Annotated in this window: 14 protein-coding genes; 10 read left to right on the forward strand and 4 right to left on the reverse strand. The window is 47.5% G+C overall.

Features of this window, described 5'->3' with window-relative positions:
• Positions 1–282 precede the first annotated feature (282 nt).
• Together RF679_RS05815 and RF679_RS05820 are read left to right on the forward strand one after the other, a co-directional pair.
• On the forward strand, positions 283–921 hold the full coding sequence (locus RF679_RS05815) for a polymorphic toxin-type HINT domain-containing protein (protein WP_309483274.1): 639 nt from the start codon (positions 283–285) through the stop codon (positions 919–921).
• A gap of 175 nt (positions 922–1,096) precedes the next feature.
• The gene (locus tag RF679_RS05820) at positions 1,097–1,318 is read left to right on the forward strand and encodes a hypothetical protein (protein ID WP_309483275.1); all 222 of its coding nucleotides are present in this window, start codon (positions 1,097–1,099) and stop codon (positions 1,316–1,318) included.
• A 241-nt stretch (positions 1,319–1,559) separates the two neighbouring features.
• On the opposite strand, the gene RF679_RS05825 is transcribed toward RF679_RS05820, so the two are convergent.
• Positions 1,560–1,763 carry a cold-shock protein gene (locus RF679_RS05825; RefSeq protein ID WP_162021162.1) on the reverse strand — a complete coding sequence of 68 codons (204 nt, stop codon included), beginning with the start codon at positions 1,761–1,763 and terminating at the stop codon, positions 1,560–1,562.
• A gap of 464 nt (positions 1,764–2,227) precedes the next feature.
• On the opposite strand from RF679_RS05825, the gene clpS reads away from it, so the two are divergent.
• The 7 genes from clpS (at position 2,228) to RF679_RS05860 (ending at position 13,748) form a co-directional block, all read left to right on the forward strand.
• On the forward strand, positions 2,228–2,536 hold the full coding sequence (gene clpS / locus RF679_RS05830) for an ATP-dependent Clp protease adapter ClpS (protein ID WP_309483276.1): 309 nt from the start codon (positions 2,228–2,230) through the stop codon (positions 2,534–2,536).
• Complete coding sequence (gene clpA / locus RF679_RS05835) at positions 2,533–4,833, forward strand: ATP-dependent Clp protease ATP-binding subunit ClpA (RefSeq protein ID WP_309483277.1); 2,301 nt, start codon at positions 2,533–2,535, stop codon at positions 4,831–4,833. The genes clpS and clpA overlap by 4 nt, the downstream gene beginning before the upstream one ends.
• A gap of 311 nt (positions 4,834–5,144) precedes the next feature.
• Positions 5,145–6,407 (forward strand): dicarboxylate/amino acid:cation symporter, encoded by a 1,263-nt coding sequence (locus RF679_RS05840; protein WP_309483278.1) that lies wholly within the window; start codon positions 5,145–5,147, stop codon positions 6,405–6,407.
• 162 nt (positions 6,408–6,569) lie between these two features.
• Positions 6,570–8,993: a S9 family peptidase gene (locus RF679_RS05845; RefSeq protein ID WP_309483279.1), complete on the forward strand. Its 2,424-nt coding sequence runs from the start codon at positions 6,570–6,572 to the stop codon at positions 8,991–8,993.
• Between the two features lie 151 nt (positions 8,994–9,144).
• Positions 9,145–10,419: an NAD(P)/FAD-dependent oxidoreductase gene (locus RF679_RS05850; RefSeq protein WP_309483280.1), complete on the forward strand. Its 1,275-nt coding sequence runs from the start codon at positions 9,145–9,147 to the stop codon at positions 10,417–10,419.
• A 216-nt stretch (positions 10,420–10,635) separates the two neighbouring features.
• Complete coding sequence (locus RF679_RS05855) at positions 10,636–11,775, forward strand: hypothetical protein (protein WP_309483281.1); 1,140 nt, start codon at positions 10,636–10,638, stop codon at positions 11,773–11,775.
• A gap of 185 nt (positions 11,776–11,960) precedes the next feature.
• Complete coding sequence (locus RF679_RS05860) at positions 11,961–13,748, forward strand: DUF885 domain-containing protein (RefSeq protein WP_309483282.1); 1,788 nt, start codon at positions 11,961–11,963, stop codon at positions 13,746–13,748.
• A gap of 89 nt (positions 13,749–13,837) precedes the next feature.
• Here RF679_RS05860 and RF679_RS05865 read toward each other — a convergent pair whose 3' ends face one another.
• Positions 13,838–14,194: a hypothetical protein gene (locus RF679_RS05865; RefSeq protein WP_309483283.1), complete on the reverse strand. Its 357-nt coding sequence runs from the start codon at positions 14,192–14,194 to the stop codon at positions 13,838–13,840.
• A 330-nt stretch (positions 14,195–14,524) separates the two neighbouring features.
• Here RF679_RS05865 and RF679_RS05870 point away from each other — a divergent pair, with 330 nt between their 5' ends.
• The gene (locus tag RF679_RS05870) at positions 14,525–15,874 is read left to right on the forward strand and encodes a sensor histidine kinase (protein WP_309483284.1); all 1,350 of its coding nucleotides are present in this window, start codon (positions 14,525–14,527) and stop codon (positions 15,872–15,874) included.
• Positions 15,875–15,924: 50 nt separating this feature from the next.
• Here RF679_RS05870 and RF679_RS05875 read toward each other — a convergent pair whose 3' ends face one another.
• Both RF679_RS05875 and RF679_RS05880 read right to left on the reverse strand, forming a co-directional pair.
• A complete protein-coding gene (locus RF679_RS05875; RefSeq protein ID WP_309483285.1) occupies positions 15,925–16,536 on the reverse strand; it encodes a DUF4124 domain-containing protein in 612 nt (203 codons plus the stop codon).
• A gap of 158 nt (positions 16,537–16,694) precedes the next feature.
• Positions 16,695–17,615, reverse strand: a complete 921-nt coding sequence (locus RF679_RS05880) for a methyltransferase domain-containing protein (protein WP_309483286.1) — start codon at positions 17,613–17,615, stop codon at positions 16,695–16,697.
• Positions 17,616–17,686 lie beyond the last annotated feature (71 nt).

Genomic DNA, 17,686 nt, shown 5'->3' on the forward strand with positions numbered 1-17,686 from the left:
TGCGCGCCATACTTGTGTATGGCTGTGCTTTGCGCCTAGATCTGCATCCCGATAATTGAATTTTCCGAAGCTTAAAAGGGTGTGTGAGTTCTAAAAAAGCCGACTTCGTGTCGGCTTTTTGTTTTCTTGCAAGGGGATTTCAGAGTTACTTTTCACCCCTCGCTCGCGAGCGGGAGAGGGGCTGGGGGTGAGGGTGATTCAGCTAGTTGCAGAAAAATGTTGAGATGGACATTCCGCATCAAGCTAGAATACAAGTCCCGAAATCCTTAAGTCAATTGGACTATGCAGAACAACTCGAAGTCTAGTGGATTCACAGCTGGTACTTTGGTTCACACCAAAGATGGTTTAGTGCCGATTGAAAAAATCAAAGTTGGAGACTTGGTTCTTTCTCGTTCTGAACATCAGGAGGCTGGTGCTGGGCTTTCTCTTAAGCGAGTGTTAAAGATCCTTGTTCATGAAGATAAAGAGGTCAAATTTATTGGATACAAGAATGGCCCCAACTTGAAGAAAGAGCGAACGCACGCGCTTTTTTCATCATTGGACCATCAATTTTGGGTGAAAGAGAAGGGCTGGACAGCAGCATCATTGCTTCAGGGTGATTGGCTTGGCCCCTCACATCTAGAGTTATCAAATTGTGCGCCAGCGTTTAGTGTTCCAATGTTCATTTATAAATCAGATCGAGATGGTATTGGTTGGGTTGCTTCTGCAGGATTTGAGGGCGAAGGATTTGAATGGGATTTCGTAGAGGGTAAATGGGGAATAAATTCTTATTTCGACACGAAAAACTGGCCAATCCACGACGTCGATGACGGCGGTGATGGAGATGGCTATCGATACGTAGCAACGGTTTATAACCTCGAAGTCGAAGACTTCCATAGTTACTTCGTTGGTGAACATGGCGTTCTAGTGAAGAGTGTTTAGCCCTTCATTACTCGCCTTCGATTTTGCTTTGCTTCGTGTAAGTTGTTTGATTATCGTTTGTCGATCTTCAATAAAAAAGCCGCCGCAGCGGGTTTTTTTCTTAACATCGCAAAATCGGATTGGAGATTTGTGATGTCAGAAATTCGCACGCACAATAATCCCCAAAGCCAAGGAAATGAGAAATGCTGCTGACGCGAGAAATATTGATAGTGCCCAGCCATCATTGACCTTGGTAAATGGCTTTTCAGGAAGGTTGGCTATCGAAAATAACGCGCCGGAAACTGAATTGGTGGTTGGCTCGGTTTTTGTATTGAGCCTAGCGACGATCGCGAAGATCGCGCAGCAAACGGCGTCTGTAGTGGCCAAGGGTTCAAGCCAAGCCGGTGGCAAGAAATAAACCGCAGCAAGGCCCGAGAGAATTGCCATCGCGATGGAAACGTTGCGACGGGTCATATGTTGATTTTCAATAAAACGGCGACCAACAAAATGAAGGCTATAGAAAGTGCGGCGGGTATTTTCATTAGACTTCGCTTGTTATTAAACAATGGCATCGTGATAATATCGAGTTTCCGTGACTTCGAACACGTATAAGAAAAAACCCGCCGCAGCGGGTTTTTTCTTAACATTACAAAATCGGATTAAGGATTTTGGATGTTAGAAGCTTGCTTGCCTTTTGGACCCTGAGTCACTTCGAATGTTACTTTTTGACCTTCTTTCAAAGTCTTGAAGCCATTCATTTGGATCGCGGAGAAGTGGGCGAACAAATCTTCACCGCCATCATCTGGAGTGATAAAACCAAAGCCCTTGGAGTCATTGAACCATTTTACGGTACCTGTTGCCATAATACATCTTTCAAATATAAACTAATCACACGAGCCGAAAAAGCAAGAAAACTCTGTAAAGCTACCTTTCTTAACCTGCCCACTTCATATTGATAATAAAAACTTAAGTTAAATATCAATAAATGTCATTCTTGGCGGAAAAAAAACGAAAGTCAAGAAAATTTGCTTGCCCATGTAGCATTGTTGTTTTTTTACGTGAAATAGCCGGATTTTGCTATTGATGTTTATCAAATTAGCGCCATCTGGGAGAAGTAGTGGGTTTCGAACGTTTTGATCATTGGGCCTTCACGGAAAATAAAATTTACTGAATTCACGCTTTTTGCGCGCCACTATTTGACTAAAAGTTACAAATCCAAAACCACAGGCTTTCAGCAAGAAAATGCGAAGCGTCTTAAAATGAACAGAAGCACTTTTATTTGCTTAATGATTGACTTCGAGCATCATCAACGTACTAGAATAGAAGTATGGGAATAGAGCATGGAAATAGTACGGTACTCGAAAAGCAGGCTTTGGCATTAAAGCCTCCTTCGATGTACCAAGTGGTATTGCTCAATGACGACTACACTCCAATGGAGTTTGTGGTGGCGATCATTCAGGAATACTTTAATAAAGACAAAGAAACCGCGATGCAGATTATGTTGAAGGTGCATGTCGAAGGACGTGGCGTCTGCGGGGTGTATACAAAAGATGTAGCGTTAACCAAGGTTGAACTCGTTTTAGCACACGCGAAACAGGCGGGACATCCGCTGCAATGTGTGATGGAGGAAGTATGATTGCCCAAGAATTAGAAGTTAGTTTGCATATGGCCTTTGTTGAGGCTAGGCAGGCGCGTTACGAGTTCATCACTGTCGAGCACTTATTACTAGCTTTGCTCGACAATCCTTCTGCGGCGGAAGTGCTGCGTGCTTGCGCGGTCAATATTGAGGACTTGCGCAAGACTTTATCGAACTTCATTGCTGATAACACGCCTACCGTGCAGGGAACAGGGGAAGTCGATACCCAACCAACGCTCGGTTTCCAACGCGTGATTCAACGCGCGATTATGCACGTGCAGTCAGCTTCCAACGGTAAGAAGGAAGTTAATGGCGCCAACGTGTTGGTGGCGATCTTTGGCGAGAAGGATTCGCATGCGGTGTACTACTTGCACCAACAAGGCGTGACACGTCTCGACGTCGTCAACTTCATTTCTCATGGTGTTCGTAAAGACAATCACAATGAACCGCAAAAATCGCATGAAGGTGGCGAGGATGCGCATGGTGATAACCAAGTCAAAGAAAATCCGCTCGAACAATTTACGCAGAATCTGAATAAGGCTGCTGCTGAAGGCAAGATCGATCCTTTGATTGGCCGTGAAAGCGAAGTCGAGCGTGTGATACAGATTCTGTGCCGTCGTCGCAAAAACAATCCATTGTTGGTCGGCGAGGCTGGCGTTGGTAAGACAGCGATTGCCGAAGGTTTGGCATGGCGTATTACACAGAGCGATGTGCCGGATATCCTCGGCAACGCGGTGGTGTATTCACTCGATATGGGCGCTTTGTTGGCCGGTACGAAGTATCGCGGTGATTTCGAATTGCGCTTGAAAGGCGTGCTGAAACAATTGCGCGAAACACCGGATGCAATTTTGTTTATCGATGAAATTCATACGATTATTGGTGCGGGCTCGGCTTCGGGTGGCACCATGGATGCCTCGAATTTGTTGAAGCCAGCGTTGTCGAATGGCCAGTTGAAATGCATCGGTGCGACGACTTTCACTGAGTATCGCGGCGTATTCGAGAAAGATCATGCGTTATCACGTCGCTTCCAAAAGGTCGATGTGAATGAGCCGACCGTTGAGCAAACTGTGCAAATTTTGCGTGGCTTGAAAACCAAGTTTGAAGAGCATCATAACGTTAAGTATTCCGCAGCAGCATTGACCACGGCGGCTGAATTGTCGGCGCGTTTCTTGAACGACCGTCATTTGCCTGATAAAGCGATCGACGTGATTGATGAAGCCGGTGCAGCGCAAAGAATTTTGCCGAAGTCCAAGCAGAAGAAAACGATTGGTAAAGCCGATATTGAAGATATCATTTCTAAGATCGCACGGATCCCACCACAAACGGTGAATCAAGATGATCGCAGTAAATTGCAGACCATCGATCGCGATTTGAAGAATGTGGTCTTCGGCCAAGATCCAGCGATCGAAGCCTTGGCATCTGCGATCAAGATGTCGCGTGCTGGCCTTGGTAAAACGGATAAACCGATTGGTTCCTTCTTGTTCTCGGGCCCAACTGGTGTCGGTAAGACGGAAGTCGCCAAACAATTGGCTTTTACCTTGGGTATTGAGTTGATTCGTTTCGATATGTCTGAATACATGGAACGCCATGCCGTAAGCCGCTTGATTGGCGCGCCACCGGGCTATGTCGGTTTCGATCAAGGTGGTTTATTGACTGAAGCGATTACCAAGAAACCACATGCAGTGTTGCTCTTGGATGAGATCGAAAAAGCGCATCCAGATGTCTTCAACATCTTGTTGCAGGTAATGGATCACGGTACCTTGACCGATAATAATGGCCGCAAAGCAGACTTCCGCAATGTGATCATTATTATGACGACCAATGCTGGTGCGGAGAGTTTGCAGAAGCCTTCGATAGGCTTCAATAACACCAAGCAGGCTGGCGATGAAATGGCGGATATTAAGCGCATGTTTACGCCTGAGTTCCGCAATCGTTTGGATTCCATCATCAGCTTCCGCGCCTTGGATGAAGAAATCATCTTGCGCGTGGTCGATAAGTTCTTGATGCAATTGGAAGAGCAATTGCACGAGAAGAAAGTGGATGCGACCTTTAGCGATGCATTGCGTAAGTTCTTGGCGAAGAAGGGCTTTGATCCATTAATGGGTGCGCGTCCAATGGCACGTTTGATCCAAGATATGATCCGCAAAGCCTTGGCCGATGAATTGTTGTTTGGTCGCTTGGTCTCGGGTGGTAAGGTCAACGTCGAACTCGATGAGAAAGACCAAATTAAACTGGACTTCCCAGAGAGTGATACTCCGCCTTCAAACGCTTCGCAAGAAGTGGTGGAAGTGGAGTAGGGCAATTAAGCAGAATTGAGCTGATAAAAAACCCGAACCGAGGTTCGGGTTTTTTTTCGTTCTTAGTGCGGAATCAATGCGGCACCAATGAGGGCGCAATGCGGTAGCAGTGCGGGACTGGCACGGGAATATCACTGAGTTCGGTTCATGATGCGAACGCAAATAATAAAAAGTGGTCTCAATACCCTGACTCAAGTATACTCGCTCGGTTTTCTTCTCGTGACATTGAGAGGAGGCAGGAGATAAGCCATTACCCGTCGCTGGCGCGAATGCTTGGGTTGGATAAAAAAATAGATAGACAGGATAGTACTATGTTCAAACGTTTGAACCTTACATCATACATTTTCATCGGTTTAATCCTCGGCATTTTGGTTGGCTATTATGTCAACGGCCATATGGAAAAGCCGGCTGATTTCGCAGAGGCGATGTCGCTCATTACCACGATTTTCCTGCGACTCATCAAGATGATCATCGCTCCTTTGGTATTCGCGACCTTGGTGGTCGGTATTGCCAAAATGGGTGACGCTAAAGAGGTTGGGCGCGTTGGCGGCAAAGCTTTGGCTTGGTTCATGTTGGCCAGTGTAATTTCTTTGACGCTCGGCCTGATCATGGTCAACTTCTTCCGTCCGGGCGATGCGATGCATGCTTTGTTGCCGGCGAGTGATGCGGTGTCGGGGATTGCCACTTCCAATTTGAGCATGAAGGAGTTCGTCACGCACTTGGTGCCATCCTCGATTGTCGATGGTATGGCCAAGAATGAGATTTTGCAGATTGTGGTGTTCTCGATTTTCTTCGGCACAGCCGCAGCGGCAGTTGGTGATCGCAGCAAGCCTTTGATTGAGACAGTTGATGGCGTGGCGCATATCATGTTGAAGGTGACTGCCTACGTGATGAATTTTGCGCCGATCGCGGTGTTCGCAGCGGTGTCTGGCGTAGTGGCGAAGAGTGGTCTCGGCGTGTTGCAGACCTACGGCGTCTTCATGGGCGAGTTCTACTTCTCCATCTTTGTGTTGTGGTTGACCTTGATCTTTATTGGCTATTTGTTTTTGGGTAAGCGCGTGGCTGCGTTGTTGCGTGAATTACGGATGCCGACTTTGTTGGCATTTTCAACCGCTTCATCCGAAGCGGCCTTCCCGAAAACTTTGGAAGGTTTGGAGCGCTTTGGTGTAAAGAACCGGATCGCATCTTTCGTTCTCCCATTAGGTTACTCGTTTAACCTGGACGGTTCGATGATGTACTGTACCTTTGCGACGGTCTTTATTGCGCAAGCTTACGGGATTGAATTGTCATTGAGTACGCAAATTACGATGATGTTGATCTTGATGCTGACTTCTAAAGGCATGGCCGGTGTGCCACGTGCATCCTTGGTGGTGATCGCAGCGACGCTTTCACAATTCAAGATTCCTGAAGCGGGCTTGTTGCTATTGTTAGGTGTTGATCATTTCCTTGATATGGCACGTTCTGCAACCAACGTGATCGGTAACGGTCTGGCCACCGCGGTGGTCGCCAAGTGGGAAGGTGAGCTCGGTGAACATGTGGAAGGCGATCTCGCCAATCAGAAATTGCCAGAATAATAGGATGCTTTGACGCTAAAAAATTCCGCAGAAAATAAAGGGAATTTTTTCGCAAAGAGCAGGTCAAAAAACGCTGAAACTCGAAAGAGGCTCAGCGTTTTTTTATGGCGCTGTTATTGAAGTTTTTCTTGCACAAATTTATTCAAAGGTCGAACCATGAGAATGACAAGAATCGGAGTGAGCTGGATCATCGCGGCAGTGATACTACAGTCGGGTTTCATGATGCAAACTCAAGCGCAAACCGCAGCTGCCGCTAGCAGCAAATTGAGCTTGGAAAAAATTATGTCCAATACGGATTGGATGGGGAATGCACCCGAGCGTTCTTACTTCAGTGCCGATGGTAAAACCGTTTATTTCGTAAGGAAAGCAGACGGTAGTGAAGTGCGCGACGTGTATCGTGTTCCTGTCAACGGTGGCGTCCCCACTAAACTCAATGCTGCGGAGCTCGCCGTAGCGGAATCTGAATCCCGCTTTGTGAGCCCAGATCGAAGTCAAGTTGCTTGGATACGTAACGGCAATTTGTTCCTCCTCAAGGATGGCAAGAAAACCCAAATGACGCGCACCGGTGACGTCGCCGGTCTGCTTGGCTTTATCAGTAATGAGCAGCTCGCCTTTCGCCAAGATGGCAAGATCAATAGCTTCAATCTGCGTACGGGCGAAACCAATACGCTGGTGAACTTGAAGAATGAAGATGATCCCGCAGCGAAGAAAGAGGCCGCAGATTATCTGAGCTTGCAGCAAACGCGTTTGTTCGACATTATCAAAAAACGCGACACCGATAAGAAAGATGCGGAGAAGCGTCAGCGCGACATCGCACAGCAAGCGAGTAGTGCGCCGCAGCCGATTTATTTGGGCAAGGGTCGCGAGTTCCGTCAAATCAGTTTGTCTCCCGATGGTAAATATCTCGTTGTTAGTACCGCGACTCCACGTAAGCCGGGTCGCAGCGATAAGATGCCACACTACGTGAGCGCTGATGGTTATGTGATGGTGCAAGATGTCCGTAGCAAAGTCGGAACCGGTGAAGATGCGAATGAGTTTGTATATGTGATCGACATCAGCGCAAATCAGGCGCACAAATTGAAATTCGATCAGTTAGCGGGTATTAATGAAGATCCGTTGTTGAGTTTAAAAATTGATGCGGCTAAACGTTTAGGGAAGCCAGAACCGAAAGCAGCTGTGCCACGCGCGATCTATCTCGGTTTCCGTGGTACGCAGTGGGCCGACAATGGCCAGAAAGTCGCGTTACAACTTTTCAGTGCCGATAATAAAGACCGTTGGATTATTGAACTCAACACCACAAGCAAAGACAAGGCGCAATGGCAGTTGGTGCATCGCTTGACTGATCAAGCGTGGGTCAACGATAACGACTTCAATGAAATGCTGTATAGCCGCGATGGTAAGACCTTATGGTATTTGTCTGAGGAGTCTGGTTTTAGTCAGTTGTATCACTATCGTGATGGTCAATCGCAAGCAGTGACCAAGGGAAAATACGAGATGAGCCGCATAACGCTCACGCGTGATGGCCGTTGGATCTACTACCGCGCGAATAAAAAACATCCGGGTAAGTACGAGGTTTATCGCATAGGAACGGACGGGCAAAATGATCAGGCTTTAACCGATATGAATGGCGGTATGGATTATGAATTGTCGCCGAATGAAGATCGTTTATTGTTGACGCATTCGACCATCACACGTCAGCCAGATTTATTCGTGCAAGCTGCGGCGCCGATGGCGAAGGCAACGCGTTTAACGGATTCGACATCGAAAGAATTTGCGGATATTAATTGGATCGTCCCCGATGTCGTAGCGGTGCCGTCTAAACATGGCGCGGCGCCAATCTATTCGCGTGTGTATCAGGATAAAAGCAAACTCAGTGGACCGAGGCGTCCTGCAGTGATGTTTGTGCATGGCGCTGGTTATCTGCAAGCGGCGCATTATGGCTGGTCGAATTATTTCCGTGAAATGATGTTCCATAATCTCTTGGTGCAAGAGGGCTATGTGGTGATCGATATGGATTACCGTGCCTCTGCGGGTTATGGACGTGATTGGCGCAACGCGATTTACCAACGCATGGGAACGCCGGAGTTGGAAGACTATCTCGACGGCATTGATTGGCTGGTGGAAAACGCGAATGTTGATCGACAACGCGTTGGTATCTATGGCGGTTCCTACGGTGGTTTTATGACCTTTATGGCGATGTTCAAGACCGAAGCTTTTGCCGCAGGGGCAGCTTTACGTCCTGTGGCTGATTGGGCTCACTACAACCACGGTTACACCTCGAACATCTTGAATACACCGGATGTGGACCCTGAGGCTTATTTACGCAGCTCTCCGATTGAATTCGCGGCAGGCTTGAAGCGTCCTTTGTTGATTTGCTCTGGCGTACTTGATGACAATGTCTTTTTCCAAGACAGCGTGCGCATGGTGCAAAAACTGATTGAGTTAAAGAACCCGAACTTCGAGTTCGCTGTGTATCCGATTGAGGCGCATGGTTTCCGTGAACCGACTAGTTGGCTCGATGAATATCGTCGCATCTTCAAATTGATGGAGCGCGAAGTAAAAGGGCGAGAGCTTAGTAGTAAGTAGTCTCCTCAAGATTTAATCGCACGCGAAGAAAGCGAGTTTGGCTGAGGCAGCCAACTCGCTTTTTTTCGTTTTGCTGTTTTGCTGCTTTGTTTTTTCATTTAACATCGATCGCAAATCGGCGACAATAATCTTTTGCACAGAATGTTTGCGTATGCACCAAACCTATTACCAAGCGAGCCTTGAATCCAATGCATCGCCATCCTATCCCTCTTTGGAAAACAAACAGGAAGTCCAAGTCTGTATTATTGGAGCAGGTTTTGCGGGGCTGGCGACCGCTTTAGGATTGCTCGAGCGAGGTGTTCATAGCGTCGCGATATTAGAATCTGAGACGGTCGGTCATGGCGCTTCAGGCCGCAATGGTGGCTTTGTGTTTGGTGGTTTTAGTTTGGACAACCGTGAATTGGTAAAACAACTCGGAAAACCCAAAGCGAAAGCTCTCTATCAACTGACTTTGGATGCAGTGCAGTTGATCAGTCAACGTATCACTCAATATCACATCGAGTGCGATAAAAATGAAGAAGGCGTGTTGCTGGCCAATTGGTTCGACGACGATCAACTTCTTTTGGACCAGCAAAGAATGATGCAGGATGAGTTTGATGTGGAGTGGGACTTCATCTCGCGCGAAGACTTGCAGCAGCGCTTACTCTCGAAGCGCTATTTCGGTGCTTTGCATGAAAAGAATGCGTTTCACTTCCATCCTTTGAAATACGCGCGTGGCTTGGCACGGGCAATTGAACAAAAAGGAGGGCAGCTTTACGAACATTCGCGTGTCACTCGTATCGAAGACCTCGGAAGTCTGAAATGCGTACACACGAATTCTGGAGGGCGGATTCAAGCGCAACATGTGGTGATCTGCTGTGGTGGTTATATCGAGGGTTTAGTGCCACGCTTGAGCCGCGCTGTTTTACCGATCGCGACTTATGTGATGGCGACTGAAGCCTTGGGGGCGCGTTTGCAGTCGGCCATGCGAACTGGCGCCGCAGTGTATGACACGCGTTTTGCGTTTGACTACTATCGACCATTACACGATACCCGTTTATTGTGGGGCGGTCGGATATCGATCGCAGAGCGCACACCACAACAGGTGCAAGCTTTATTGTACGAAGATATGTTGAAGGTGTATCCGCAACTTCGAGACGTCAAAGTGGAATACGCTTGGAGCGGCTTAATGAGTTATGGTCGGCATAAGATGCCGCAGTTAGGGCGTTTGGAAAATGGATTGTGGTATGGGTTGGGTTTTGGCGGACATGGAGTTGCGCCAACCACACTAGCCGGAGAAGTTTTAGCACAGGCCATCGCGCATGATCAGGCTTTACCACCAGGTTTTGAACACTATGGCCTACCGAGTACATTCGGCAGTTTAGGGCTGCTCGGCGCACAATTGACGTATTGGTATTACGAGTTGCGCGACTATTTGAAACAGTGATGTAAAGCGAGCACGCCAGAACAGGAGAGCGATAGAAAAAAACGACTGGATACTTAGGCTTATCCAAAAAAACTATTAAAGGAAAATTTCCGCGATCCGTTATCGAAGAAATCGGAGAAGTATGGTCGACGTCGATTCGCCACGTCGGCTTGTCGGTCGCTTGGTGAAGTGATTGGCAAGCTACTTCGTCTGATCCTCTTTGTTGTTGGAGCCCCTATGAAGATCGCGTCGTCTGAGGTGCAGATGAGTTCTGCGTCCTCCTCATCTACTTCCATCATTGAGCAGCAATCATTGAAGCTCAGTCGCCTTACTCCAGTGCAGTTAAACCCTTTGGAGAAAAATGCGACGGGTGCTGCTTCCAACGCAAACACGGTAGCGCGAACGACAACCGTGGACTTGTCTCGTTTGGCTCAGTTCTTACAAGAGCTTGATTCCACCGTGGCCCAGCAGGCGCCAGTCCCAGAATCCGTGCCGACCAATGAAACTACCGAGTCACTCGATGAGGCGGAAAATGATCCTAAGGTTCAGCTGATTAAGACCTTGATCGAATACATGCTTGGCAAAGGAATTAATTTGTTTGCCGGTTGGCGTCAGCGTGTTGATAACTGTGAATGCCAAGGGGAGAAAGCGGTCGCGCAAGCACAGTCTCAAGCTGCAGCGGGCGCGGCAACCGCATCGCGTCGACCATCTGAATGGCGTATTGAATATCATGCGCGTCGAAGCGTCGATGTTCAGCAACAGACTTCTTTTCAAGCGAAGGGGCAGTTGCAAACCAGTGATGGGCGCAGTATTCAATTTGATTTGAGTTTTGAAATGCAGAGCCAAACGCATAGTGAGACTTCGGTTGATGTTTCCTCGATTGCCGTTAAAAAAGTCGACCCTTTAATGCTGAGTTTTGGATATGGCCCTATCGCTTTAAGTGACAAGAAATATGCTTTTGATCTGAATGCCGATGGCGAAAAAGAGCAGATCTCTTTTGCCACTAATGCCGCTATGTTGGCGCTCGATAAGAATCACAATGGAAAAATTGATGATGGCAAAGAATTGTTCGGACCGAATACGAATAATGGATTTCAAGAACTTGCCGTGTATGACGTCGATCATAATGGTTGGATCGACGAAAGCGATCCGGTGTATGAACAGCTTCGCCTATGGTCGAAAGATGCCACAGGGAAGGATCAGATGCTCAGTCTTAAGCAGGCACAGGTCGGGGCGCTTAGCCTTACCAATGTGGCTAGTCGGTTCACTATCACGGGATCACAACAACAAGCACTAGGGCAACTCGCCGCGAGTGGACTGTGGTTGTCAGAGGCAGGGCAGGCACATCGATTGCAGCAAATTGATCTTTTAGCCTAGGTCCTGCTTGATGAGATGATCGCGAATACACCTCGCGAACGCCAAATTTTATTCCTCCAAATTGTCATTTCATGCGGCATTTTTGCGCGCTCATCGCTTTCCTCATTGACGCTTCACCTTGCGCACTTGATACTGAAGCCCTGTCCGAAATCGCAGTACCAATTAATCCCGCAATGAGAGAGTGAATGATGAAACGAAAAACCTTAGCACGAGCGATTCTGAGTGCTCTTGCCTTCAGCGCAGCTTGCAGTTTTGCGAGCGCACCGGCGTTTGCAGCAGAACAAGCCTGGGTAGCGAAAAGTAATGAAAATGCAAAAATTTTGCTGAATATCATGGGCAAATATGCGCCTGAAAATGCGGGTTCGCTCGGTGTTGATGGCTTGGATGAACAGATCACTGATTTATCACGCGACACTTTTAATGTGCGTATGAAAGAAATGCGCGTTTTGATCGCTGAATATCAAAAACGTCTGCGCGCAGAAACTGATCCAAAGATTCGACAAGATTTGCAAATTTTGATTACTTCAGCTGAAGACAGTATTCGAAGCGAAGGTTTGAGCCGGAAATATTTTTTCCCCTACAACGATATTACGGGAATGATTTTTGGTGTGATACAGCAGACACTCGATCCACGGATTCCCAAAGAACGTCAGAAGACGTTGTTGGTGCGATTGGAAAAATATGCGGGCATCGCCAAAGCGCATCGTCCTATCACAGAGTTGGCTAGAGAACGGATGTTTGAGCGCTTGAAACTTAATCCAAAATTATTAGGCCCCTATAAGGGGGAGGTCGAGCAGGCTTTGAGCGATGCGCCTGCATTAATCTCAGGTATGAAAGAGTTGTTAGAAAAAAGTGAGTTAAAAGGTTGGGAAAAATCCTTCGCCGCATTAGAGCAGCAATTGAATGCCTACAATGCGATGATCAAAGCGGAAGTCTTGCCGCGTGCGCGTCAGGATCATCGTTTGCCAGCCGAGGTTTATGCGGACAACTTGCATCAATTTGGGGTTGACATCGCACCAGAAGAATTGGTGAGCAAAGCCCTGACCTCATTTGCTGAAATTCGCAATCAAATGCAGATCACGGCGGGCATCATCGCCAAAGAACGAGGCTTGGTTGATGCTGACTATCGTGCGGTGATTCGCGAATTAAAGAAACAGCAAATCGCTAAAGAGCAAGTGATGCCATTGTATGAAAGTCGTTTGCAATCCATCGAAGCGTTAGTGCGGCAAAATAAAATTGTGAGTTTGCCAGAACGCAAAGCTAAGATTCGCTTGGCTACTGAAGCTGAGAACGCGCAACAGCCAGCCCCGCATATGAGCCCACCACGCTTGATCGGTAACACTGGTGAATATGGCGAATTTGTGTTGACCACGGCAATGCCTGCAGGTGCTTCTGGTAAGTCCATGGTGTTCGATGATTTCACACATGAAGGCGGTACTTGGACCTTGACGGCGCATGAAGCACGTCCAGGGCACGAATTGCAGTTCGCTAAAATGATCGAAGCCGGTGTGTCGACGGCGCGTGCCGTGTTCGCCTTCAATAGCGTGAACGTTGAGGGTTGGGCGCTGTATGCGGAGGCAGAGATGCAGCCATTCGAACCGACCGATGGACAACTATTCGCACTGCAAGCACGCGCACATCGTGCAGCCCGTGCTTTCCTCGATCCTATGGTGAACTTAGGTCAAATCAGTCCTGAAGGCGTGAAGTCGTTTTTGATGGATGAAGTCGGTTTGTCCGAAGGTATGGCGACCCAAGAAATGCAACGTTATACTTTCCGCGCTCCGGGGCAAGCGACGTCTTATTTTTACGGCTACCAACGTTTGATGGAAACCCGCCAAGCTGCCGAAGTGAGCCTGCGTAAGAAGTTCGATCGACAAGCTTTTAATGACTTTGTCTTGGCGCAGGGTTTGGTGCCGTCTAAAGTATTGCGTCAAGCAGTGGAGCAAGAGTTCATTCCTGCGCACGCGAAATAGTTTTTTTGTGAATCACCTTGGAACGTCTCTGGCAGCGGAGACGTTCCTTTTTTTTGTGTGGTGCGTTCTAATTAGATCGATTCAGGCGATCAATGTGGGCTTGTAGTGGAGCTCTGAGTAGCGCTTTGAGTTGATGCGAAATTAAACCGACTGTTGGCACTCGCGAGGCAGCCTTCTGCGCTGAGTTTCTTCTGTAGTTCCAGGATGGAGTTCATGTCCTCTGGTTTGAAGTCTCGCTCCGCACTCAGCGTTGCCAATTGTGCTTGCTTGGGATGCGGATTGAGTGCTATTCGATCAGTGCTAGAACTGAACAGCTGTTGGCAGCGTCCTAAGAGTTCAGCTCGATCAGATTCCATATAGAACTGCAAATGCAAGAGCTCGCCAGTCGGGTTTGCCTTGTTGGATGGCGAGAATGAGATCTTATCCTTTAGTTGATAAATTTTCACAGAATAAACTGCAATGCCTGAGAAACAGATTAGGAGCAAAATTCGTTTAAGCATAAGCGCATGAAAGTTTAAGCAGGACGGCAGCAAAACGTTGATTTGAAAGTTTTCAAAAAAGCTTTACAAAAAACTCTCTCAAAAAAACCGTTTGTCTGTGCGGATTCATTTTCTCAGTTATTTAAAAAAATGCTGCCGTAAAAATTGGTAAAAACAGACAAATACAAAATTTTCTTACCTCACCAAAATCGAATTGGTGCATACTCGAATCATACCATTGATGCCCTTAACCAGATCACCAAACTGGACTCATCGTACTTGTCTTGGATGTGAATTATGGCGCCAAATGAATCAGCACCAGATCAGCACAGCACAGAGGCTGAGTCGCTCGCGAGCGTACGAGCAGAACTAGAGCGAACGAAGGCATGGCAAGCCCGCATATTGCAGGCGCTCGACCATTTGCAATCGGGACTGGTGATGTACGGACCCGACGACGTACTCGTCTTCTGTAATCGACGCTTCCGCGAAATTTATCCTGAAATAGCGGATATCTTGGTGCCCGGAACACCCTATAGTGAAATTGCGCGCACCTTTTATCAGCGTGAATTTCATCGTCGTACCGAAATGACCGAAGATGAATATGTCTCGACCCGCGTCAAACAACATCTCAATCCTGATGAATGCGATGACGAATATCTCATGGGACCAGAAACATGGATTCTCGCCTCTGATCGTAAGACGGCTGATGGTGGTGTGATTGGCTTTCGGCTCGACATTAGTGAACGTAAACGCGCAGAGAAGCTACTCGCAGAAACCGAGATGCGCGTGATGGCGGGCTTGGAACAAAAAGTCAAAGAACGTACACAAGATTTACTACTGGCCAATCAGAATTTGGAACAGGCCTTAAGTGATTTGCGTGGTGCGCAGCGCCAATTAGTGCAAAGCGAAAAACTCGCATCCTTAGGTTTTCTGGTGGCGGGTGTTGCACATGAAATCAATACTCCGATTGGCAATGCCTTATTGGTCGGAACCTCTTTGCGCGAAGAGATCGATCATTTTAGCGAGCAATCGTCTCAGCGCGTGACACGCAGTTTGCTTGAGAAGCATATCGATTTCGTGACCAAAGGTAGTGACGTGTTGGTATCGAATTTAAAACGAGCCGGTAAGCTGGTGCAAGGATTTAAACAACTAGCGCTTGATCGCGCAACCGAGCAGCGTCGTGAATTTGTTTTGGTTGAGGTTATCGATGAAGTCTTGCTGGCAATGGGGCCCACCTTGAGGATGTCACCGTTTAAGTTAGACATTCAGGTGCCCGCTGATTTGACGATGGACAGTTATCCAGGACCTCTGTCGCAGATCATCGTGAACTTTATCAATAACGCCTTAGTGCATGCTTTTGAAGGGCGCCAACAGGGTCATATGGTGCTCGATGCGAGCATTAATCAAGACAAGCAGATCGAGATTGTATTCTCCGATGATGGATGTGGCATGTCAGAAGACGTGGCCAACCACGTCTTCGACCCTTTTTTTACGACAAAATTAGGACAAGGTGGAAATGGCTTAGGGATGCATATCGCCTATAACATCGTGACCCAGCTGCTGGGTGGCACAATCACCGTCGATACCGAAGTGGGACGCGGCACAAGTTGGAGAATGACTTTTCCTAGAGTGCTGAAAAATACCTGAAGGTACGGCCGAATGAATTAGCCAAGCCCACCAACAGGATCCTAGTTGTCTTAGTTGACAGGCGAAATTGAAATCCGATATCGAGTTTGTTCGGGTTCGTTTCTGGGTTGGCTTGGAATTAACTTCAATTGATGCTCGATGATTTTCCGATCATTAGCTGAAATTCGTTCTGGGAACTGTTGATTGAGGTACACCCAAATTTCATTGTCGAGGGTTTCGCATTTGAGTACTGCGCGGCTCTTTATTGTGAAACGATGTGAATAATCAAGGTCATCTACTTCTTCATTGGGCGAATAGTTTTTTTTCAGGCGCCGTTGATCTTGATTCTGTTCGGATTCAAATTTTTTTGCTGGAATATTGCAGGTTTCACGAAATAGGGTACGAAGGTCTTGACTTTGAACGGTGTTACATTGATACGCTCGATGCGAGAACGTCCAGCAGGTTTTTCCTACGTCTTTATGTTGTGCAATCGCTTGAATTTTCTTAATTGCACGATCATTTGGCTCTGCATTCTTTTCACCATTCTTGAGCGCGCACGGTTGGTCGGTGTAGGTTGCTTTGCCCTCTGCGTTAATACATTTGTGTAGCTGCCCTTGTGCTGTAGCACTACTAAAAGCGACTAATAAGACAGTCAATGAGAGAAAATTCGATAGCAATTTCATGGTCTGTATATTCGCAATAAAGGGCGCTCATTAGAGCGCGTGTGGCAGCGATTATACGTAATTATTTATCGAACATGCAAAGCCCTTGATTTGTTTGAATTTTCCTCGAAATCTGTTTGAGATGAATAAGTTGTTAAGTATTTCGAAAGCTTGCTCACCTAGGTGACTGTCACCGCCGCGCCACGGACTGCAATCGGCTCGATGCGAGCCGCACTGATTTGAATATTATTTTGTAAGTTGTCGATGGAGGCTCCTGCGCGATAGCTGAATTTAACATCAATCACATCGCCAGCTTGCACGTCAAAAGGACGTGCCAAGGGGAGAGCCATGTAGTGATTCAACCAATCGATGGTGCTGTTGTCATGGCATATCGCCAAAATGTTTTTGGTGATGAAACGCAAAGCCGATAGTCGTCCTGATTGTTCGATCACCAATTGTCCTTCCCAGCGTATCAGCTGATCGGTTGTCTCCATGAAATCGATGATTTTGTACAATGCCGGTTGACCTAATTCGAAGGTGTCGGTCGAAAAGCTCCCCGGCAGTTGAAATTGAATGATAGGCGCTTGGTAGCCCCAGAAGTCATAGCGTTGCTGCAATGGCTGTACGGCCATGACCACGGCTTCTGGAATGAAGATTGGCATCTGGCCAGGGAATTTTTCTTGGTAGCGACGTTTGAAGTTTTCGATTACTTCAACTTGTTTTTCTCTTAGCATGGCGACATGAATCATCTCGCAAATGACGAAATCAACGGGCTCTGGTGGTAGGTATTCGAAGGCATCAGCATGGATCACTTCAACACGTTCGCCGCCTGGGTTCATGCTCAAAAGACGGCGCGCTTCGGCCACCATATCGGGATTGAATTCCACACAATAAACTTTAGCAGCTGCCTGTGCCGCAAACCATGAGAGCACCCCCGTACCGCCACCGAGTTCGAGCACTTTGGCACCTTCAAACACCCGATACTGGATCGCTGCTTTGAAGTTATCCATGCGGTTGGCATCCATCAGCATATTGTGATGGTATTGCAGGGGAATAAACTGACCTAGGTAGCAGCTTTCGGCTTCGCGTTCGATCAACATAGTGGCGTCCTTTCAAAGTGGCGCGCACGTTGTGCTGTTGATGAGCGAAGAACGAGCGCAGAGGTGCTGAT

This window comes from Undibacterium cyanobacteriorum, from assembly GCF_031326225.1.
GTDB classification, from domain to species: domain Bacteria; phylum Pseudomonadota; class Gammaproteobacteria; order Burkholderiales; family Burkholderiaceae_D; genus Undibacterium; species Undibacterium cyanobacteriorum.